The organism is Chitinophaga nivalis, assembly GCF_025989125.1.
In the GTDB taxonomy this organism is placed as follows: Bacteria; Bacteroidota; Bacteroidia; order Chitinophagales; family Chitinophagaceae; genus Chitinophaga; species Chitinophaga nivalis.
In genome coordinates, this window is the sequence record NZ_JAPDNR010000001.1 from 4,338,842 (window position 1) to 4,359,979 (window position 21,138).

The 21,138-nt window shown below is 47.0% G+C and carries 21 protein-coding genes; 14 read left to right on the forward strand and 7 right to left on the reverse strand.

Annotated elements, in window-relative coordinates:
- Positions 1–25: 25 nt before the first annotated feature.
- Positions 26–1,291, forward strand: a complete 1,266-nt coding sequence (locus OL444_RS17225; protein ID WP_264731186.1) for a DUF4374 domain-containing protein — start codon at positions 26–28, stop codon at positions 1,289–1,291.
- 71 nt (positions 1,292–1,362) lie between these two features.
- Here OL444_RS17225 and OL444_RS17230 read toward each other — a convergent pair whose 3' ends face one another.
- Complete coding sequence (locus tag OL444_RS17230) at positions 1,363–2,157, reverse strand: AraC family transcriptional regulator (protein WP_264731184.1); 795 nt, start codon at positions 2,155–2,157, stop codon at positions 1,363–1,365.
- A 116-nt stretch (positions 2,158–2,273) separates the two neighbouring features.
- Between OL444_RS17230 and OL444_RS17235 the strand changes: the two genes are divergently transcribed.
- The 3 genes from OL444_RS17235 to OL444_RS17245 all read left to right on the forward strand — a co-directional run bounded on the left by OL444_RS17235 (position 2,274) and on the right by OL444_RS17245 (position 5,104).
- Positions 2,274–3,347 (forward strand): SDR family oxidoreductase, encoded by a 1,074-nt coding sequence (locus tag OL444_RS17235; protein ID WP_264731182.1) that lies wholly within the window; start codon positions 2,274–2,276, stop codon positions 3,345–3,347.
- 216 nt (positions 3,348–3,563) lie between these two features.
- Positions 3,564–4,337, forward strand: a complete 774-nt coding sequence (locus OL444_RS17240) for a helix-turn-helix domain-containing protein (protein WP_264731179.1) — start codon at positions 3,564–3,566, stop codon at positions 4,335–4,337.
- A 116-nt stretch (positions 4,338–4,453) separates the two neighbouring features.
- Positions 4,454–5,104 (forward strand): class I SAM-dependent methyltransferase, encoded by a 651-nt coding sequence (locus OL444_RS17245; RefSeq protein ID WP_264731177.1) that lies wholly within the window; start codon positions 4,454–4,456, stop codon positions 5,102–5,104.
- Between the two features lie 629 nt (positions 5,105–5,733).
- Here OL444_RS17245 and OL444_RS17250 read toward each other — a convergent pair.
- The 4 genes from OL444_RS17250 to OL444_RS17265 all read right to left on the reverse strand — a co-directional run bounded on the left by OL444_RS17250 (position 5,734) and on the right by OL444_RS17265 (position 10,572).
- Complete coding sequence (locus OL444_RS17250) at positions 5,734–6,192, reverse strand: hypothetical protein (RefSeq protein WP_264731174.1); 459 nt, start codon at positions 6,190–6,192, stop codon at positions 5,734–5,736.
- A gap of 115 nt (positions 6,193–6,307) precedes the next feature.
- Positions 6,308–6,739, reverse strand: a complete 432-nt coding sequence (locus tag OL444_RS17255) for a GNAT family N-acetyltransferase (protein WP_264731172.1) — start codon at positions 6,737–6,739, stop codon at positions 6,308–6,310.
- Positions 6,740–6,805: 66 nt separating this feature from the next.
- The gene (locus OL444_RS17260; RefSeq protein ID WP_264731170.1) at positions 6,806–7,900 is read right to left on the reverse strand and encodes a DUF1266 domain-containing protein; all 1,095 of its coding nucleotides are present in this window, start codon (positions 7,898–7,900) and stop codon (positions 6,806–6,808) included.
- Positions 7,901–8,151: 251 nt separating this feature from the next.
- Entirely contained in the window at positions 8,152–10,572 is a 2,421-nt protein-coding gene (locus OL444_RS17265; protein ID WP_264731168.1) for an ABC transporter permease, read from the reverse strand.
- Positions 10,573–11,030: 458 nt separating this feature from the next.
- Here OL444_RS17265 and OL444_RS17270 point away from each other — a divergent pair, with 458 nt between their 5' ends.
- From OL444_RS17270 to OL444_RS17300, 7 genes are all read left to right on the forward strand, one after another.
- Positions 11,031–11,870 carry an alpha/beta fold hydrolase gene (locus OL444_RS17270; RefSeq protein WP_264731166.1) on the forward strand — a complete coding sequence of 280 codons (840 nt, stop codon included), beginning with the start codon at positions 11,031–11,033 and terminating at the stop codon, positions 11,868–11,870.
- 154 nt (positions 11,871–12,024) lie between these two features.
- Positions 12,025–12,369: a YciI family protein gene (locus tag OL444_RS17275; RefSeq protein WP_264731164.1), complete on the forward strand. Its 345-nt coding sequence runs from the start codon at positions 12,025–12,027 to the stop codon at positions 12,367–12,369.
- A 51-nt stretch (positions 12,370–12,420) separates the two neighbouring features.
- Positions 12,421–13,506, forward strand: coding sequence for an oxidoreductase (locus OL444_RS17280; protein WP_264731162.1), 1,086 nt, complete (start codon positions 12,421–12,423; stop codon positions 13,504–13,506).
- A 117-nt stretch (positions 13,507–13,623) separates the two neighbouring features.
- Positions 13,624–14,199 carry a TetR/AcrR family transcriptional regulator gene (locus OL444_RS17285; RefSeq protein ID WP_264731160.1) on the forward strand — a complete coding sequence of 192 codons (576 nt, stop codon included), beginning with the start codon at positions 13,624–13,626 and terminating at the stop codon, positions 14,197–14,199.
- Positions 14,200–14,497: 298 nt separating this feature from the next.
- Positions 14,498–15,535 (forward strand): Atu2307/SP_0267 family LLM class monooxygenase, encoded by a 1,038-nt coding sequence (locus tag OL444_RS17290; protein WP_264731157.1) that lies wholly within the window; start codon positions 14,498–14,500, stop codon positions 15,533–15,535.
- A gap of 775 nt (positions 15,536–16,310) precedes the next feature.
- A complete protein-coding gene (locus OL444_RS17295; protein WP_264731155.1) occupies positions 16,311–16,568 on the forward strand; it encodes a helix-turn-helix domain-containing protein in 258 nt (85 codons plus the stop codon).
- A gap of 32 nt (positions 16,569–16,600) precedes the next feature.
- Positions 16,601–17,332, forward strand: a complete 732-nt coding sequence (locus OL444_RS17300; protein ID WP_264731153.1) for an FkbM family methyltransferase — start codon at positions 16,601–16,603, stop codon at positions 17,330–17,332.
- Between the two features lie 56 nt (positions 17,333–17,388).
- Here the strand turns inward: OL444_RS17300 and OL444_RS17305 are convergent, their stop codons facing one another.
- Positions 17,389–18,102 carry an aspartate/glutamate racemase family protein gene (locus OL444_RS17305; RefSeq protein WP_264731151.1) on the reverse strand — a complete coding sequence of 238 codons (714 nt, stop codon included), beginning with the start codon at positions 18,100–18,102 and terminating at the stop codon, positions 17,389–17,391.
- A gap of 152 nt (positions 18,103–18,254) precedes the next feature.
- Here OL444_RS17305 and OL444_RS17310 point away from each other — a divergent pair, with 152 nt between their 5' ends.
- The 3 genes from OL444_RS17310 (at position 18,255) to OL444_RS17320 (ending at position 20,657) form a co-directional block, all read left to right on the forward strand.
- Positions 18,255–18,830: a Crp/Fnr family transcriptional regulator gene (locus tag OL444_RS17310; protein ID WP_264731149.1), complete on the forward strand. Its 576-nt coding sequence runs from the start codon at positions 18,255–18,257 to the stop codon at positions 18,828–18,830.
- 72 nt (positions 18,831–18,902) lie between these two features.
- Entirely contained in the window at positions 18,903–19,346 is a 444-nt protein-coding gene (locus OL444_RS17315) for a carboxymuconolactone decarboxylase family protein (RefSeq protein WP_264731147.1), read from the forward strand.
- A gap of 228 nt (positions 19,347–19,574) precedes the next feature.
- Positions 19,575–20,657 carry a DNA alkylation repair protein gene (locus OL444_RS17320; RefSeq protein WP_264731145.1) on the forward strand — a complete coding sequence of 361 codons (1,083 nt, stop codon included), beginning with the start codon at positions 19,575–19,577 and terminating at the stop codon, positions 20,655–20,657.
- Here OL444_RS17320 and OL444_RS17325 read toward each other — a convergent pair.
- Entirely contained in the window at positions 20,646–21,131 is a 486-nt protein-coding gene (locus OL444_RS17325; protein ID WP_264731143.1) for a DinB family protein, read from the reverse strand. The two genes, OL444_RS17320 and OL444_RS17325, sit on opposite strands and share 12 nt — an antisense overlap.
- Positions 21,132–21,138: the final 7 nt, after the last annotated feature.

The window sequence follows — 21,138 nt, forward strand, 5'->3', positions numbered from 1 at the left end:
TTCAATATCAATTAAAATATACAATATGAAAAGGTTCAACTGGAAAAGTGTATCCGGCCTGATGCTGGCAGTTATATGCGCTGCACCCATGCTACAATCCTGCAGCAAAACACCCGATGTATCACAACCGGAAGTGCCGGTAGTACCAAAAACACAAAAGGAATATGCCATCTTTGTAACAGTAGGTAATGCTACCAGTGGCGAAAACTATTATACTTTAGTGACCGGCGACCTGACAAAGGATACCTTGATTAGTCCGGTTAATTCCGGCATTGAGCCGGATAACGTGACTTCCTGGGCATATATTTACAGTGTCTTTTTCAACGGCAGTTTTTATTTCACACAGGATGGCAACATCATCAGTAAACAGCAAATCGTTAACGGCAGATATAAAAAGCTGGGTAACGTGGTGGCGGAAGCCGGCTCCTGGCAGCTGGGTATGATGAAAACCGTTTTCAACGACAAAGGGTTGAACTTCCTGAGCTGGGAAGCGAACTATAATGCCACGGAAGATGTGATCGAAAAGAACCTCTATGTGCTGGATACAGCCGCAGTAACCATCAAAACCAAGCTGCCGGTGAAATTCCCCGTGCCGCTGTTCGAGCTGCGCGATAACAACGGGAAGGTGATGGAGAAGAAAGATATTCCGATTACTCCTTCCAGTTTTGCGATTCGCGATAATAAAGTATTCATCGGATTTTACTACAACTGGATGACCAAAATTGATACCGCCTATATGCTGGTATGCGATTATCCGGGCCTGACCAATGTGAAACTGTTGAAAGACGCCCGGCTGGGGCATGTATCAGGCGCCTGGCACGCCAGCTCTTCCAGCTTCACGGATGAAAACGGCGATTATTATTTCAGCACGATCAGCAAGGATAAAAAATATGGCCTGTTGCGTATTAAAAAAGGTGCTACAACCATCGATCCGGATTATTCCTATAGCCTGAGCGAATTGGGCAACATCAGCGGTGGCGCTACCTGGGGCGATTATGCCGGATCTGATCATCATGCCTATCTCAAGAATGGCCTGGCTTTCATGGGTTCCTACATCATTGATGTACGCAATAAAAAAGTGGTAAAAGACCTGAACAGTTTCGGATTAGGAAAAGTACAGATAACGATGGATACCTATACCGAAAATAATAACGAGATATACGTAGTATTGAAAACAACGGAAGGCCGCTGGTATATCGGCAAATACGATGTAACTGCCAATACGCTGACAAAAGGAGTGGAGATACACAGTGGTATCAAAGGAATCAGCAGAATTGGTCGTATTAAATAATAAAGATTACTTTATCATAGATGGCAGCCGGAGCATAGTCGCTCCGGCTTTTTTTATATCACGGAAGATGTCTATGCCGCACCGGATGGCTGCAGCAACTTCAGCACATGACTTTGATCTGTTAACCCAAACTCCGCAGCAATCTGTTTCAGACTGAATTGGCCGCTGGCCATCCTTTGTTTGATTAAATGATTCCGGTAGTCCCGGATATAATCACGCAGGGTGGTGCCGGTATGTTTTTTAAAGTAAGGCCCGATATATTCCCCGGACATATTGAAACTGGCCGCCATCACCGGGGCCCGCAGCTGGTCTGGCTGATAAATGTATTTATGGATGTAGCAGAAAACCGCCTGCATCTCTTTGCTGCGGTGAAGGCTGTTCAATGCCGGCATGTTTCTTTGCAGGAGAGAAGAGATCGCCAGCAGCTGTATCCAGATGAGCGATTCGTTCCGCTGTATATCCTGTTTTAAGGCGAGCAGCACGTTGAAAAGCAGGTCAACGGTGTGTTGGTCCTCCGGGCTTAAATGAAAACGGGATTGGTGTGTTTCCCGGCTTTTGATAAGATATTCCAGGCTTTGTATACCGCCGATAATACTGTTGCCTGCCTGATGGAGATAGGCATCCGTAAATTTCAGGTACACAAAACGGGTAGGCGTATGCACTTCAAAATAGTGTGCTTCTTCCGGTCCCAGCAAAAATACATCGCCCTGGCTGTAGGACACCGCTTGCTGATTAATCACATGTTGTCCGGTACCATGTTTAATATAGATAAGCTCGTAATGATTGTGATTGTGCTCGGGATGCTGCCATTCGGCTACCTCAAAATCAGCCATCACAACAGGTGCAAATTGCCGGTAACGTTTCATAGCGGAAATGTACAAAATAATCACAGATAACTACAATGGCTGCCCAATGGTTTTCTATGACCTTTGTTATAACAAAACAGGATTTTAATTCACATAACCGCTTTTGATTATAAAACATGGAAACAATAAAACAAACAGCACTTGTAGTCGGCGCCAATGGTGTCATTGGCAGTAACCTGATTCAGCACCTGGAAGAACTGGGTACCTGGGATATCATCGGCCTGTCCCGCCGGGGTGGAACCGATAGTGGCCATACCCGCTATATAGCAGTAGACCTGCTGGATAAAGCAGCTACGGAGGAAAAACTACGTACCCTCACCGCCGTTACGCATATTTTTTATACAGCTTACGTAGAGCGGCCCACCTGGGCAGAGCTGGTACCGCCCAACCTGGCGATGCTGGTGAATGTAGTGGAGGCCATAGAGCCGGTGGCGCCCCGGCTGCAACATATTAGCCTGATGCAGGGATATAAAGTATACGGCGCCCACCTGGGACCTTTCAAAACACCGGCGCGGGAAAGTGATGCGGGCCACATGCCACCTGAGTTTAACGTAGATCAGCAGCAGTTCCTGGAAAAACGGCAGGCCGGAAAATCCTGGACCTGGTCCGCTATCCGGCCTTCGGTGGTAGGCGGAACAGCATTGGGAAATCCGATGAACCTGGTCATGGTGATTGCCGTGTATGCGGCCATTTCCAAAGAACTGGGACTGCCGCTTCGTTTCCCGGGTAAGCCGGGCGCTTACGATAAGCTGATGGAAATGACAGATGCTGGCTTATTGGCGAAAGCGACTGTCTGGGCCGCCACCAATCCACAGTCTGCCAATCAGGCCTTTAATATCAACAATGGGGATCTGTTCCGCTGGAATGAACTTTGGCCGGAAATAGCCGGTTATTTCCAGCTGGAAACCGCACCGCCACTGCAAATGCCGCTGCAGACAATCATGGCAGACAAAGCGTCGCTGTGGCAAACGATACAGGAAAAATACAACCTGGAACCACACAGTTATGCCGCCCTGTCATCCTGGGGATTTGGTGATTTTGTCTTCTCCTGGGATTACGACTTTTTTGCAGATGGCACCAAAGCAAGACGGATGGGCTTTCATGAATTTATAGACACCAAAAAAATGTTCTTTGATTTATTTGATGAACTACGCGAAAAAAAGATCATTCCGCCGGCGGCATTAAAATAAAGTATAGCTCCATCTTTCACTGCTAGCATCACTTCAAGTCCGCTGCGGGACCTCGCATCTGTATGTCCCGCAGCGGTTATGTATAACAAGCCAGGCGCCGCATCCACGAGGAAGCCCCTGGCTGTTGCATAGTTGCAGTGGATCGTATGTCAGCATACTTTTGTATTTTACCGATGTATTGAAACGGAATATTGGTATTTTACTATCTTATAATTGATGTTTGCGCCCAGGAAAATACAGCAGTGGCTGGATAAAACAGACATACATTTTGATACGCACTGGGGATTGTTCATCGGACAATTAAACGGTGGATTGTTACATAAACATTATCTCCTGCAAATCACTGTGGTGATAAAAGATACATTTGACATCACCAATGCCTATGGAAAGCAGCAGGCATTTGAAGGCTGTTTTATCAATAGCGATGTCATACACCAGCTGAATAGTAACGACCTCCATCTGACCATCTGGGTAGATCCGGTCCGTGCCAGAAGATATACCTGGCTGGATGCCTATCAGTCCGAACAGATAGTGGCCCTGCAGCCTTCTCTCGTAAAGAACCTGCAACAGATATTTACCGCTTACCGGACCCGAAAAACAGATCGGACAACCTTTCTGGCGGCCCTGCAAACCTGCCTGTTTGATAACGCCGACCGCGGAGAACAGATAAATCCCTATGAGGATGACAGGATTTACAAAGCCATACAACATCTGGAACAGCATGTAGACAGAGTGGTGTCGCTACGGGAAATAGCTGCATTTTGTTTTCTTTCCGAATCCCGGTTTTTACATCTCTTTAAAGAAAAAACCAACCTGAATTTCAGGCGTTACCAGCTTTGGAACAAACTCCTGAAATCCCTCCCTTACCTGCAGCAGCATACGATTACAGATACCGCCTGCACTTTTGGTTTTACAGACAGTGCCCACTACAGCAGAACTTTCAAAGAAAACTTTGGCGTATCCCCTAAAATATTGTTCAGACTAAAATAGCTGGTTTATACAAAGAAGAGCGTTAACCAGCATGTACCTTTAACAGCCTGAGATCATCAGGTGAAGAAAACGCTTATAACCCTCATCTGCCCGCTGTTCGGGCTAAAATAACACATATGTCCAAAGCCCAAAATTTTACGCCCGCCCTGGGCCACAATTGGTTAACGCAATTTTATGATCGGATCGTCAGTGTAACCATGCCTGAAACTGCATTCAGAGAAAAACTGGTAGATGAACTGGACCCGCGGGATCAGGAAACACTGCTGGAATTTGGTTATGGTACTGCGCAGAATATCAGTTTTGTTTATCAGCGTAACCATCACATCACTTTACACGGCCTTGATATTGATCCGGCTGTAAGAGCTATTGCGGTAAAAAAAATGGAGGAACAGGGGATAAGGGTACAACTGGATCTCTATGAGGGAAAAACGTTCCCCTATGCGGATCAATCGTTTGATAAGGTATTTAGTGCGCTGGTATTTCATCACCTGGATCGGGAAAGTAAAATAGCCTGTCTGAAGGAAATCCACAGAACCTTAAAACCCGGCGGGCAGCTGATTATCGGCGACTGGGGAAAGCCAACATCCATCGGTATGCGGATCTTGTTCTATATCGTACAGTTTATAGATGGTTTTAGAACCACTACTGATAATGTCAATGGACTACTGCCGGCATTTATGCGACAGGCTGGTTTTAAAAATGTAACAGAAAGAGGCGTTATTAATACCATGTATGGTACCTGTTGTTATTACCGGGCCAATAAGTAGAGGAAGCTGACGACTCCTAAAGTGTTGATGGTATTAGAAAGAAGCAGATTATAGAAAACCTGTCGTATCGTTCAACAGGTAGACGCCTTATTTTTCAAAAACGTGATAGAAGACAAAGCCGTATTCGATGATTTACTGATGAGATTAATCAAGTAGATAAACAATAAAAATTTTGAAAATGGCAGTTTACAAAGTGGTAACGCTTTTATACCGGCCGTTACCACTTTGTAATTGATGGAATAACTGTTGTGCAACAGGATCCTGTACAGTATGTGGTTTGATAGTTTTTTAGCTAAGCTATGCAGGCCTGTAATAGGGCAAGTAAATACTTGTCCATATTAGCAGGAATGTGTGATAACAAAAATAAATTATTGGTGTATTGGGTGGTGCATCAGCTCGTGGTAATTTACGGATAGTCTTGCATTTGTACTTAAACAGTTGCTTATAAACCAGTATTGATAAGCCTTAATGTAAAACGATATGAAAAATTACTTTAGGTATGATGGCTGGAGTCAGCAATGGTATCTGGAAGCTGTTTGATAGCTGCCGTTGTTATGTTAAATGTAACATCGATCGCTTAACATAAAATCAGCGCGGCGCTCCGGTAGCCACCGGTGCGCCGCAGCTAATTACTTAAATGACGCCGCTATTTTCCCCAGTATCCCGTCAAACAAGGCTTTCCTGTTTTCCGGATACCGGATACGCAGGTGATACAAGACATTATTTTTGATAATACTTTTTTGATAGCAAATAAACCGGATACCATCGGTCATGTAGCCGCTGATAACATACCAGCCCGGTTTGATAGTTTTATATACCACCTCCTCAGCGGTCTGCAGTTCCTGTTCATAACTGGTTTGCAGGGATGCCTGCGTACCTTCTCCCCATATTTCTACGGTCACGGATATATCATTATCTATATCAGTCGGATACCATTGCAGCGTGCCGCCGGCCACCAGCAGGCCCTCTTTGAAATAGTCCGGTAACTGCAGGGTAAACCCGTTTTTATGGGGATAGGTTTTCCAGGTGGTCTGACTGCTGGCAGTCAGGGTGAACAGGCAAAATAAAGCGATCGTCCAAAATTTCATCGTATACGTGTATAATTAAGCTGCGAAGATAAACAGTTCATGTACTATTCTGAAATGTAATAAAGCCGCATACCTGTCAGCAGGTATGCGGCTTTATTACGTATAGGAGTACCCGTTATGGCTGGCCTACTTTTTTACAGAGAAAATGTTTGGTAATACCCAATACAGGATTCGCTTCTTCGCCTATTTGGGAGAAGCCCATTTTTTCATAAAAAGGCAACGCCTGGAAGGAATAGGTATTCAGGCTGATCAGCTGGCAGTTGCGTTTAACGGCTTCCTGTTCGGCGGCGGCTATCAGCTGTTGGCCTATGCGTTGGTCCCGGTAGCCTTCGGCTACTACCAGGTAGTTTATCATTAAGGTACCCCAGAGAGAGCGGCCGTAAATGCCGCCAATAACAACATTGTTGTCGTCCCGGGCGATGATTTCCAGGGGCTCGTTATTGCTGTCTTTCAGGTGTGCGGTTTTACTTAGGTTGTAGTTGATCAGCATCTCGTGTACTGTGTCATAGTCGGGCTGATGAATCGTATCCTTTACTGTGATATGCATAGACTGTTTTTTTCGGATTAATGATAATGTGGTAATCATTGTACAGCTGCAAAGATACAGCAGGGATTAATTCAGAGAATCGCGCTGGTGCATCATTTTTCGGGCCAGCTCAATTTTATGGGCGTAACCACCGGCCATGGCTGCGGGCAGCCGGATACCCTGTGGGGCAGGCCATGGCAGCGACACAATGGGCCAGTCACATTTTTCTTTGAAAAACTGATAACAGACGCTTTTTTCATTGGCTGCTTCGTAGGAATCACTCCAGAATGCATTGCCCAGCCGCGTGTTGTTGTGGAAGTCTTCAAAGCTGTCAAACAATTCAAACGCGAAAGAGGCAGCCTGCAGGATGTCTTGCCAGGCTCTTTCCGCCGTAATGTAGCCGGCCATAAAAGCATTACGGGCCACTACAATTGTACGCCAGTATTCATAGCCCCAGATGAGCCGCGGCGGCCTGCCATCAGGGCCAGGTTCCAGACAGGAGAGAATGTAGGATTGCGACAGTCCGGTGAGTGCAGCCAGCCGTTTGCTATGCGCGCGTTCCTGATTATACAGCGATAAGGTTACCGCAAAAGAAGCGCTATGGTAACCGGTAGTTAACAATTGTTCGGTAACGGCAGTATAATCTTCCTGATCTAATATACTCCAGTCATCATCAAGTACCGTGCGGTATTCATGGCTGTTTTCTGTATACAGGGCATAATAACGGTGCTTCCCTTTATGCGATGCCAGTGGATAGTATTCCAGGGTTTCAATCCAGAATCCGGCATAAAACATATCTACTACATGCAGGCGTAAAGCCTGCCGTTTTGCTTCAGGAAGCAGGGTGGCGCCGCTGGATTTATAATATTGTAGTTGTTCCCGGACGGGCGTTCGACAAAGAAATCTGACAAAAAGAATGAAGCAGCAAAGGGTTTGCAGAAAGGCATATATCAATGCCAGCAGGCCATACCGCTGACGACCTTCCGGTAGCTGAAAGTGAGTGGCAGCCAATTGTGTCAGAGACACGATCAGAAAAAAAAAGAGCGACAGACAAACCACACCTGATAATAATGCTACGATATAAAATAACGGATGTGTTTTTTTGTATTGCTCCAGGTATTTCCATTTTCCCCTTACAGGAAAGATATGTTCATGAGGGTTATTCTGTAACAATGTGTTCATAACTGAAACAAAATACAATTTCTTTATTAAAGATGAAAGCATCTTCCTGCCGATCAATTAATTTAACAAAAAAGGATGAAGGGGCTAATAGTAGCTATGATATTGCCTTTCAGGCAGATGGCTGGGTTTTGTGTAAAAGAAAGCCCCTTGCAGGATAAGATGCCGCAAGGGGTTTTTTATACGTTTATTTTTTTCGGGAGATGATGATCGTGTGTAAACATCCGCCCGGAAAGGTGGCGGTGCCTGGGCCATTATCCCCGTAAACTACGGATAGGATTGGCCAGTGCAGTGGTGATCGCCTGAAAACTTATCGTGAACATCGCAATCAGTAATGCCAGTAATCCGGATAACACAAATATCTCCCAGCCAATAGCTACACGATAGGCGAAGTCCTGCAGCCAGTGATGCATAGCCCACCATGCAGCCGGAAAAGCAATCAGGATAGCGATGAATACCAGTTTGATAAAATCGCGGGATAGCAGCTGTACAATATTAGTAGTCGTAGCCCCCAATACTTTACGAATGCTCATTTCTCTGGTGCGTTGTTCTGCTGCATAGGCTGCCAGTCCGAAGAGCCCCAGGCAGGCAATGAAGATGGCCAGCATGGAAAAAATAAGCGAGATAACGCCCATTCGGTTTTCTGATTTATATAAAGCATTAAAATCATCGTTCATAAAAGAATAGCTGAAAGGCTGACTGGGTACCGCTGATTTCCATTTTGCGGCTATCTGTGCCAGCAGCAGTGGCACATTATTGCTGTGAATACGAATAGCGAGGCTCCCTTTATTTTCGCGGAGAAAAAGGATCATCGGTGTCACCTGCTTACGAAGGGAATTGAAATTAAAATCCTTTACCACACCAATGATTTGTGCGCCATTGCCTTGCTTTTCCTGCATATCCTTCAGTTCATATATCTTTTGTCCGACAGGATCTGTCAATCCCATCAGCCGCGCAGCCGCTTCATTGATGACAACAGCCTGTGAGTCTGTAGGGTATTCTTTCGAGAAGTTTCTGCCTTGGGCCATCTGCATACCCAGGGTAGGAATATACTGATCGTCTACGGTCCATCTTTGCATAGAAATACTTTTTTTCTGATCCATCACCGGGGTCAGGAAAAAAGGTTCGTCGTCGCGATAGCCGGCGGTAGGGAGGAAAGCGGTCATGGTGGCGTTTTGTACGCCGCTCATTCCCAGTAGTTCCTGTTTGAAAGACCGGGCATGGTCGCCCAGGGTATGGGTATTGGAGATCACCAGCACCTGCTCCCGGTTATAGCCTATTTGTTTGTTGCGGATATAGCTCAGCTGATTATAAATCACCAGGGTGCCTACCATGAGGAATATAGAAATGCTGAACTGAAATACCACCAGGAAATTACGGAGCTTTCCTTTCCGGAATCCAGTTGCAACAGGACCTTTAAGTACCTGTACCGGTCGGAATGCCGACAGGAAAAATGCCGGATAGCTACCAGCCAGCAAGCCTACCAGTATCACCAGCCCGAGGAGGAATGGCGCCCGCCAGAGATTAGTGAATAATCCCAGCTGCAGCGCTTTTCCTGCCAGCTCATTGAAAGCAGGTAACAATAAGTGGGTGACGCCCAATGCGAGGATCATGGCCAGCAGGCTAACCAGCACCGATTCGGTGATGAACTGGATAATCAGCTGGATGCGCTGCGAACCCATTGCTTTGCGGATACCTACTTCCTTCGCCCGGTTGGAAGAGCGGGCGGTAGACAGGTTCATAAAGTTGACACAGGCAATGAGCAAAATAAAGAGTGCGATCGCAGAAAAAATATATACATATTGAATGGCGCCGTTGGGGCTCAGTTCAGCAATTTTATTGCTGTACAAATGTATGGAGGTGAGGGGTGTCAGGGTGTAACGGATGAAATTACCGTTGCGGGCAAGGTCTTCCGGGGAAGCTTGCATCACACTGCGTATCTGCGGATGCACGTATTTATGAATGATTTCCTCCAGCCGGGTAGCCATGCGGGCCGGAGTAGCGCCTTTTTTCAGCAGTATGTAGGTATTGAAATTATTACTCAGCCATTCGCCGTTGCTGCTTTCTGCCATGCCGGAAAGGGAGGCGTAGAAGTCGAATTGCAGGTGCGATGGACCTGGCAGGTCTTTGAGTACGCCGGTAATTTCGTAGCTGACTTTATCATTAATCAGTAAGGTACGGCCTACTACGTCGGTGCTGTTGAAATATTTGCGGGCAATCTGGGCGGTGATCACCACGGTCTTCGGCCGTTGCAGGGCGGTGGCAGGGTCGCCGGCTATTAAGGGCAGCGTAAATACCTGAAAGAGGGAACTATCTGCAAAAATTACTTTGTCTTCATTGATGTTCTGGGCGCCGTTGCGTACCAGCCAGTCGTCATAGTTGCGAAAACGGGTGGCGGCGGCCACTTCCGGGCAATCCTGTTGCAGGGCGGGTCCCATAGGTGCCGGTGCTACAGCCAGGTCGTAATGGCTGCCGCCATATCTGATATCGCCGTCTATCCGGTAGATACGATCCGCATGGGCATGAAACCGATCATAGCTGAGTTCATCCTGTACATAGATCAGCATCAGCAGACAGGTAGCCAGTCCGATAGCCAACCCGAAAATATTGATGGCAGAAAATCCTTTGTTTTTCCACAGGTTGCGTATAGCGATATTGAAATAATTCTTAAACATGCATCATTATATTAAATACGTAGACAAGAGTCATCACCTGTACCAAAGGAAGTGCCAGCCTGTTTAGTTATTCATAATCAAACAGATAGCACCTGTAGCAATCGCAGTGGATGTTCAGTTCCGGACATGCCATGTTCGTTTTTATGAAAGCACAGAACCGTGGCTGAAAAGTATTTATTTTGTTTTTTGAAAGATCATTTTTTTACTGCGGGTATGCGTGATTTTTATCGTTTCAGTAAGCAACCCGCTTAAAAATAAGGGTTGTATTTTACAGATGCAAGTGAGCGGCGGAAACAGGATGTTGATGACTATCTTCATGTGATATTACGGACATGACTATACGTTGCTGTAAACCGGTGTGGCAGACTGACGTAATTGCCCGTTTAATTGTCGCACTGACCTCCCTTTTCGTTCCGGGATTCCGTGTAAGTTTGTATAGATCAACAACAGCATGTCATATGCAACATCGGTCTTTTATCATTACTTTATTCCTGACGATAATCGGTTTTAACATGAAGGCACAGCATCAGACAAACGGCGGGTATGCCGCCGTGAATGGTTTGCAATTGTATTATGAAATCCATGGCAGTGGTAGTCCCTTGGTATTGCTGCATGGCGGCGGCTCTACGATTAAATCTTCTTTTGGCCGTATCCTGCCGGAACTGGCGAAAGCCCATCAGGTAATTGCCGTGGAGCTACAGGCGCACGGGCATACCCTGGATATTGACCGTCCGTTGAGTTTTGAGCAGGACGCTGATGATGTAGCGGCCCTGTTGCAGCAACTACATATTGGCAAGGCCGACTTTATGGGGTTCAGCAACGGTGGCACTACCTGTTTGCAGATTGGTATCCGCCATCCGGCATTGGTGAATAAGCTGGTACTGCTGGCGGCGGCGTATAAGCGAAGCGGTATGCCACCGGGATTCTTTGAAGGCTTCGAAAATGTTACCCTGGCGCATATGCCGGCGCCGCTGCAGGCAGCCTACCTGGAAGCCAATCCGGACCCCGCGGGGCTGCAACGTATGTTTGAACGCGATGTAGCCAGGATGAAAGGCTTCAAAGATATCAGCGATGCCGCTATTAAAACGATCCAGGCGCCCACATTGGTGATCAACGGAGATGTGGAGGTGATACTGGCATCACAGGCGCTGGAGCTATCCCGTACGCTGCCGCATGCCCGGCTGATGATACTGCCCGCCGATCATGGCGATTATATTGGGGAAGCCGGCGCACCGGATCAAAGCGGGAAACTGGTACCGCTGGTAACCGCAGTGGTATTATCTTTCCTGCAGGGGTGAGGCGTGAGAGGAGCACTCAAAAAAACGGGGCTGGTCTTTTAAAGACCAGCCCCGTTTTTTTGAGCAGAGGTAGCAAGGATTTCCTGCCTCAAAAAAAGTTTGTCCCCCTCCGGTTGATTCGATCGTCATAAAGACGAACATAAAACCAGATAACATGCAAACATTCTTATTGATTTTCAGAATCAACGATCAGCCCCACGCCAATCCTACACCGGAACAAATGCAGGAGCGAATGAACTGGCTGGCAGGCATTGCTGCCCGCAATCAGCTGGTCGACAAAGGTAACCGCCTGGCGGCTGGCCCGGCCAAAACCGTGAAACCCGGCAATATCGTAACAGATGGACCTTACACAGAAATCAGGGAGTTTATCAGCGGGTATATGCTGGTGAAAGCTGCTGATATAGCAGATGCCGTAACGATGGCACAGGCGAATCCTATCCTGAAAATGGGCGGTAGCGTAGAAGTAAGAACCGTATTACTGCCGGAAGAAAGAGGGTAGGTAAATACGTATGGAGATCACAACATTGTCCGCATCTTTTAAAATAGGGATATGCATACCGAAAGTTTATTCAGGCCCTTTAGCCTGAAATCATTGAATACCCGCAACCGCTTTGTAATGGCGCCTATGACAAGGTCATTTTCTCCGGGTGGCATACCTGATGCCGCCGTAGCCCGCTATTACCGGCGAAGGGCGGAAGCAGAAGTGGGCCTGATCATTTCAGAAGGAACCGTTATTGAACGGCCGTCGGCGGCCAATGACCCGGATGTGCCGCGGTTTTACGGCGATGCGTCGCTGGCCGGCTGGCAACAGGTATTAACGGAAGTACAGGCCGCTGGTGGGCAAATGGCGCCCCAGCTCTGGCACATCGGTGGCTGTGAAAACCATCATTCCGGCTGGTTGCCGCCGGCGCCGTTTGAAGGGCCATCAGCTACCGGCAACGCCGTGGCCATGGGAGATGCAGCTATTGCAGATACCATTGCGGCTTTTGGCCGGGCCGCAGCGCAGGCGAAACAGCTGGGCTTCAACAGTGTGGAAATACAGGGCGGACATGGTTACCTGATCGATCAGTTTTTCCGTCCGGCCACCAATCAGCGAACCGATATTTTTGGTGGCAAAACCCTGGCAGAACGCAGCCGCTTCGCGCTGGAGGTGACCAAAGAAGTACGCCGGCAGACCGGTGATGACTTTGCGCTGATGATGCGGGTGTCGCAGTGGTGTTATACCGATTTTCACACCAAGGTAGCGGCAACGCCGCAGGAAGTGGCCGACTGGTTAACACCGCTGGGGGAGGCAGGCATCGATATTTTTCATTGTTCTACCCGGCGCTTTTGGGAGCCTGAATTTGAAGGATCTGCCCTGAACCTGGCAGGTTGGGTGAAAAAGCTAACAGGCAAAGCTACCGTGACAGTGGGTTCTGTGGGATTGGATAAGGATGTAACCACCACTTTTACGGCGGAAGCGCCGGTGCCGATGGCGATTGATGAGCTGTTGCGCCGGATGGATCGGGGGGAATTTGACCTGGTGGCTGTGGGGAGGTCTATACTGGGAGATGCGCATTGGGTACAGAAGGTAAAAGAAAACCGGTTGGGAGAGGTGCAGGGTTTTAGCAAAGAAGCACTGGCCACGCTGGTATAAAGGTGTCTGTTGAATCGGTTACGTGCTGTTATCTTTTTATACAGATAGGTATAGCAAGATAACAGCACGTTTATTTATTTTGGAATAACCATTCTAGTAATATACCTTTGCGTCATCATGGCAAGAAATAAAGCATTCAACCCTACCGAAAAACTGGAAAAAGCGCGGAACCTCTTCTGGAAGAAAGGGTACCATGCTACTTCCATGGAAGACCTGGTAAGTGAGATGAAGGTGAACCGGGGCAGTATCTATGATACCTATGGAGATAAACAGCAGTTGTTTATGGAAAGCCTGCGTAGTTATGCCCTGGAAACGCATAGTGAGTACCGCAGGGCTGCATTGGGAGAAAGATCTCCGCTTAAAGCCATAGAGAAAATCATCAGGAAGGCGGTGGCCCGTTCTTTTGAACAGCAGAAGGTATGTATGGTGGTGAAGTCTTCTTTTGAAATGGCGGTACATGACGACGCGCTCAAACAATTACTGCAGCAGCTAACCACCGCGCTGGTAGAAATCTTTGAAGACCTGATCAGGCAGGCAATAGCCGCCGGTGAGATCGACGCAAAAAAAGATGCGCGGCAGACTGCCCTGTTCCTGACAGGTGCTTTTGCAGGACTGTGGCAGATGCAGACGTTGTTTGATGACCGGAAAATGATAGAGCAGATGGCCAAAGGAATGATAGACATCCTGCAATGATGTTTTTTTTATGCCTTATTCTAGAATGTTCGTTCTAATAAATGGAGCAGAATAATCCTTGAAAGAGCGCCGGCTGGCGGGAGCAGGCTAACGGAGCGAGAGGGCGATGCAGGAAGCGAATATTATTTTTGGGTATGGCATCAATAGATAGAAGGCCATTTTGTACTGAGTTTGCGACGGGATATACGCCTGCGCCGGAGGTGGTGTATGGTGTATACTGCTCGCAGCAGGAATAGCTAAAAGTGATTTTTTTTAATTAATAATGGAATGATTATTCTAAAATAATAATGTACAATTTATGGAATTAGGCATAAGCATGTTTGGGGATTTACACGTTGATCCGGTAACAGGGCATATACAACCCGCACAGGACCGGCTGAGGGAGTTGATAGAAGAAATTAAACTGGCAGATGAAGTAGGGCTGGATCTCGTGGGTATAGGAGAGCATCACCGGGCGGAATACGCGGTGTCCAGTCCGGAAATCATACTGGCCGCGGCGGCAACAGTGACTAAAAATATTAAACTGACCAGCTCCGTTACGGTACTGAGTTCCTCCGATCCGGTAAGGATCTATCAACACTTTGCCATGGTAGACCTGCTCTCTGGCGGGCGTGCAGAATTGGTGGCGGGGCGTGGCAGCTTTACAGAATCTTTCCCCCTTTTTGGATATGACCTGCGGCATTACGATGCGTTGTTTGAGGAGAAACTGGCGTTGTTGCTGCAAATCAATAAATCGGCTGCCATCAATTGGGAAGGCCGCTTCCGGCCGGCATTGGTGGATCAGCAGGTATATCCACGGGCAGTAGGCAATCAACTGCCGGTATGGATTGCCGCCGGTGGTTCGCCGGAATCAGTGGTGCGTGCAGCCCGCCTGGGTTTACCATTGGTGTTTGCCGTTGTAGCAGGTACGCCTATTGATCGTTTCCTGCCGCTGTACCGGTTGTATAAAGCTGTCTATCAGGAATACGGACACAGCATGGATACCTTCCAGGCCGGCATGTTTTCGCATGGCCTGCCGGGAGAAAATTCCCGGAGCATTGCCGATTATTACTACCCGTTGTATGCTGCCCAGATGGACCGGATCGGGAAAAGCAGGGGATGGTCACCTTTTCAGCGGACACAGTATGATTTCGGCTGTTCTCCCAAAGGAGCCATGTTTGTGGGAGATGCCAACGAAGTAGCAGAAAAAATTTTATATGCACAGGAGCTGTTGGGCATTACCCGTTTCACAGCACATTTAGATGTAGGTGCTCCTTCCCATAAACACCTGATGAAAGCCATCGAAATTTTCGGTACCCGGGTGGCGCCGCAGGTAAGAGCGGCATTGGCTAAATAGGCTGCCATGCCTGGTGTCAGGGTAAAGTGTCATCCGGATACTTTACCCTGTATTTTAAAAAGCAGCCGCTGGTATCTGCCCCCACAGATATGGCTGGAGTGCGCAGTAACCCCTTAGATGTACGACTGTTCCCCGTTAACAACCCTATTACCTTTTTAATATCTGCACACAGAATAGAAAGATACTATCATCCGATATGCGAATATTTCAATATCATTGCATGTCAGGTGAAAGCAGCTGTGATGATGAAATAGGTATTGCCTATACAGCTGCTGCAATAAATAATGGTCTGTCTTCTGCCGTAAAACTGTTCACAACCCGTTGCCACTAAACGAATAACTGGCTGCAAGACCTGTAATCGAAAACTGTTAACAATATTTTTGCTATGTCCACTTTAAACTACCTACAACACGTTTGCTGCTTACTGCCAATAACAATCACCTTCATTACTACCAGCTCCGTGTAACATGACAACATCATCAGGAGTTATTATCAGCTTGTGAGCACCAGCAGATCCGGGAAAGAAATCCTGCAATCACTAAAACGTATATGCATCCCTGTTATAAAAGGCAGGTGTATATCGTATGGTTGATGTAGTGCAATCACTGGCCGGATCGCAGCTGCAACGGATATATAACTACGTGCCAGTGCCGGGCGTTCAGTTGATAGCCGGTATTGGCCACTGTAAGCCGGGAGTAGAAAATATATACTATGGTATATGTTGTATAGCATATATGCTATAGTGGATATGTTATTGTGGTTAATAATTATATGTTTGAATTTAAGCATGAAAGAAAAAAAAGACGTTCTACTGGCATTCGGTAAACGACTACAGCAACTGCGTGAAGCCAGAAAGCTCACGCAGATGGATCTGGCAGTACACATCGAAACGTATCCGAATTATATCTCGCGTCTTGAAAACGGGAAGTCCGAACCGGGGTTGATGATTATGATCGCATTGGCGGATGCACTGGGCGTATGTATATCGGAGTTAACCGGAACTGACTCTACGCTGCGTTTGGACAACACCTGATTCAAATTTAATTATCACACAACATAACTCCTATGTCCTCATCATTAGTAGATGGAATCAAAAGATTGGGTTTCCTGACAGGTGTATCGGTTTACCGTAGTATATCCGCAAAAAAAGAAACCATTTTTTTCCCTGAATTAAAACACCCGGTATACCTGCGAAAAGGAGCCACTGATTTTAAGGTACTGAAACAGGTATTGATCAGGGGAGAATATGATATTGACTTTCCATTCAAACCCCGGTACATCATCGATGGGGGGGCAAACATAGGATTGTTTGCTGTATTGTTTGCCAGCCGTTTTCCGGATGCCATCATTGTAGCCGTAGAGCCGGAAACGCAGAACTACCGGCAGCTGCAACGTAATATCGCCGGCTATCCGAATGTGATACCGGTACAAGCCGGCATCTGGAACAAGGACTGTCACCTGCGTATTATTACAGAAGGGTTGGAAGACTGGGGTTTTCAGGTGTCAGAAACCACTGCTGCTCCGGATGCATTGCCCGCGGTATCGATCCCGAATATTATGGCTACACAGCAGTGGCCGCACCTGGATATTGTAAAGCTGGATGTAGAAGGTGCGGAGTCCAGCATTTTTGCCGACAACTATGCATGGCTGGAAAAAACGAAAGTATTGATCATCGAATTACACGAACCGCTTTTACCCGGTAGCAGCGCCTCCTTTCAAAAGGCAATGGCCGCCCATGATTTTTCCTTTACACAATTAGGGGAGAATCTGATTTACCGGAACAACCGGTTTCAGTAACATTATAAACCTGCAATGAGCGGTAAAAGAAAGCCATCGTAAGATGGCTTTCCTGTTTATGTCAGCGAAGGCGCTGCTACTGCATAAGCTACCGCTGCTGCAGCGTGGATACGGGTGGTATCAAAAACCGGTACCGCTACATCTGCCTGTTGAATCAGCAATGGAATTTCTGTACAACCCAGTATAATGCCTTCTGCACCCCTGTCAATGAGTTGCTGAATGATAGCGAGGTACTTTTGCTTCGTATCTGCCTGGATGATGCCTTTGCCCAGTTCATGCAAGAGCGTATCTTCTATATAATCCCTGTCTGCCTGGTTTTTCGGTATGATCGGCTCAATGCCGGCTGCTTTTAATTTGTCTTTGTAAAAATCCAGCTCCATGGTATAGCAAGTACCCAGCAGTCCTACCTTTTTCAGTTGTTGTTGCTGGATGGCTGCGGCAGTGGCTGTGGTAATATGCAGTACCGGTAATTGTACCGCTGCTTCAATCCGGTCTGCTACAATATGGGCTGTGTTGGCACATAACAGGATAGCCGTAGCCCCGGCCTTTTTAAGATTATTGGCTGCGTCGGCCAGCAATACAAAAGTGGCATCCCAGTCATACGCTGCATTGTATCGCCGGAAGTCGTCGAAGTTCACGGAGTCAATGACACATTCCGCAAAATTCAATCCGCCCAGTTCCGCATTCACGCCTTCGTTGATATAACGGTAGTAATCCAGGGTGGACGTCCAGCTGATACCACCTACCAGGCCTATTTTTCTCATCGCCATGTGTTTTAGTTTTTATAATGATGGATATGTTTTATCTTGATTACCCTGCACAAAAGTAACTAGCTTTGCAGGAGTGTAACAGATACAGAAATTAGATATTTTACTATAACAGATAAGAAGGGCAGCAGCGATGCTGTCCCGGTAATCAGGTGATGTACGAACAACTTTTAACCCATATCGGCAGATATGTAACGCTCAGTGAAAAGGAGCAGCAATACCTGGTGGCTTCCCTGCAATATGAGGAAGTACCCCGCAAAGGTTTTTTGCTGAAAGCCGGTGCAGTATGCACGGGCAGATACTTTGTGCTTTCCGGTAATTTCCGGCAGTATACCATCCGGGAAAATGATACCGAACAAATTGTACAGTTCGGCTTGCCTGGCTGGTGGTTATGTGACTACCACAGCTTTGAACAACAGGTGCCTTCCGGGTATTATATACAGGCCACGGCAGCGTCATCAGTGGCCATCATAACCGCCGCGGCACAGGAAGAATTATTGCAACAGGTGCCCGCACTGGAACGTTATTTCAGAATGGTATTGCAACGCGCCTGTGATGCCGCTTTGAGCAGAATTAACTCCCTGTTCAGCGAATCCGGGGAAGAACGTTATCTCAAATTTGCCCGTACATTTCCCGACTTCGTACAGCAGGTACCACAGTACATGCTGGCTTCCTTTTTAGGTCTCACACCGGAATTCATCAGTATGATACGCGCCAGAAGGAACAAGTGAATTTCTTAAACTGGTTTAATTGTTTCTTCTCCCGCAAATCTTGAGCTTTGCATCATAGAAAAATGAAACACTATGAACAAGAGAATCCGTATTAAACAGCTGCAACCGGAAGCATATCAGGTAATGTTTGCTTTTGAAAAATACCTGAGCGAAACCAATCTTACCCCCATTCAGCAGGAACTGATCAGAATCCGGGCTTCCCAGATCAATGGCTGCGCCTACTGCGTAAATGCCCATACCAAAGATGCAAGGGGATTAGGTGAAACAGAAACCCGTTTATATGCATTGCCGGTATGGCGGGAAACACCGTTTTTTACACCGGAAGAACGGGCTTTGCTGGCGCTGACAGAAGAAGTGACGAATATTCAGCACGGCGGCGTATCTGAAGCCACCTACCAGGATGCCCTGCAACATTTTGGCGAGAAAACACTGGCACAGTTAATCATGGCCATCATTGCCATCAATGCCTGGAACAGAATTGGTGTCAGTACCGGTATGATGCCGGAAGTGGACTGAAAATAAATACACAAAAGTAAAGGGGGATAAGCCCCCTTTACTTTTATAGATTGCCCCCGTAGCTGCCCGCTGATCCTGGCAAAGAGTATGGGCATCTGCTGCTCATCTCCCCAAAACTATACAGGGTATCATCATACGTACCTTTGCCGGCATGAGGACGCAGGTAGTTATCTTGTCTGCTCAAAAAAATACTATCTTGCCCCACTGATTCATGTAATTACCTACTGTATGGAGCCACTTAAGGAAATGTTCAATAAAGCATTCTATCAGCATTTTGCCAATAGTTTTGCCAGTGTAAATCCTCATTTCAATGCCGCTGTTTTTATAAAAGCCGTCACTAAAAATCTGGATGAGTTGTCGCTGAATGCCAGATTGCGGAATACTTCCATCGTGTTGCAACAGTTCCTGCCTGCTGCCTATGAAAAAGCCATTAAAGTGTTGTATGATGTGGCTCCGTTGTTGCCCACCGGCTATACAGCCCTGGTGTTGCCCGACTTTGTAGCCCTGTATGGGAAAGCATATTTCAGCTTGTCGATGGAAGCCCTGCGGGACTTTACGAGCCTGGGATCATCGGAGTTTGCCATCCGGGAGTTCCTGAAAACTGATTTTAAAAAGACACTAACGGTCATGCATAAGTGGGCGGATGATAAAGACCACCATGTAAGAAGACTGGCCTCCGAAGGCAGCCGGCCGCGGCTGCCCTGGTCGTTTAAGCTGGATGAAGTGATTAAGGAACCGGCACTCACTACCGGCATCCTGGAAAAACTAAAGGCAGATGAAACCCTGTATGTAAGAAAATCTGTAGCCAATCACCTGAATGATATTTCAAAAGATAATACCGCCTACATGCTGCAACTGGTGAAGGGGTGGGACAGTACCCATCCGCATACCGCGTGGATTATCAAACATGCCAGCCGTACCCTCATCAAAAAAGGAGATCAGGAATCACTGGCGATCTTCAATTTTGAAAAAGAAGTAAAAGTACGGCTGGACAAATTCCGGTTAAGCGCCGCCACCATTCAGCTGGGAGAGGTATTGCAGTTTGAACTGCAATTGACCAGTGAAAAAACAACGCCGCAAAAACTCGTAATAGATTATATCATCCATTATCCCAAAGCATCCGGTGAATTATCGGCCAAAGTATTTAAGCTGAAAGAAATCACGCTGTTACCCGGACAGGAAGTGAAACTGACCAAACAACAATTGTTTAAGGACCTGACTACACGCAAACATTACGCAGGCAAGCATGGCATTGCCATTATGGTAAATGGTAAAGTGCTGGCGGAGAAAAATTTCCGCTTAACGCTGTAGCAGGATTTTGAATTTTTCAAGCTGCCGTCTGTGCCGCATCACGTGTACAATGGCATGTTCCATCATTTGCTCAATATCATAGAGCTGTCCCCAGGGAGTAAGGATTTTTTTGTCCGCATCTTCCACTTCCAGTTCCGTATCTTTTATATCCCGGAAAACATCTACTGTATACTGGAACCCATGCCGGAGGTCTGCGATAAAAAGAGATACCGTCGGATGGAATTGTTTATCCGGGAGTACCGGTGTATGCCCATATAGCTTGTCGATATAGGTAGAATAGGCATAAACGGCATGTACCACATGTGCCAATACAGTCTGGAAGGAGCGGCAATTGTCATTCTTGGTGGTCGTGTCAATAAGGTGTACGAGTTCCTGATCGCTGATGTCGGCAATAACATGGATCAGTGCCTGCAGGACATTTTCGTATTCGTCCAGTAATGCGCCTTTGGCGCCTGTTCTATAGGTCTGTTGCATATGATAA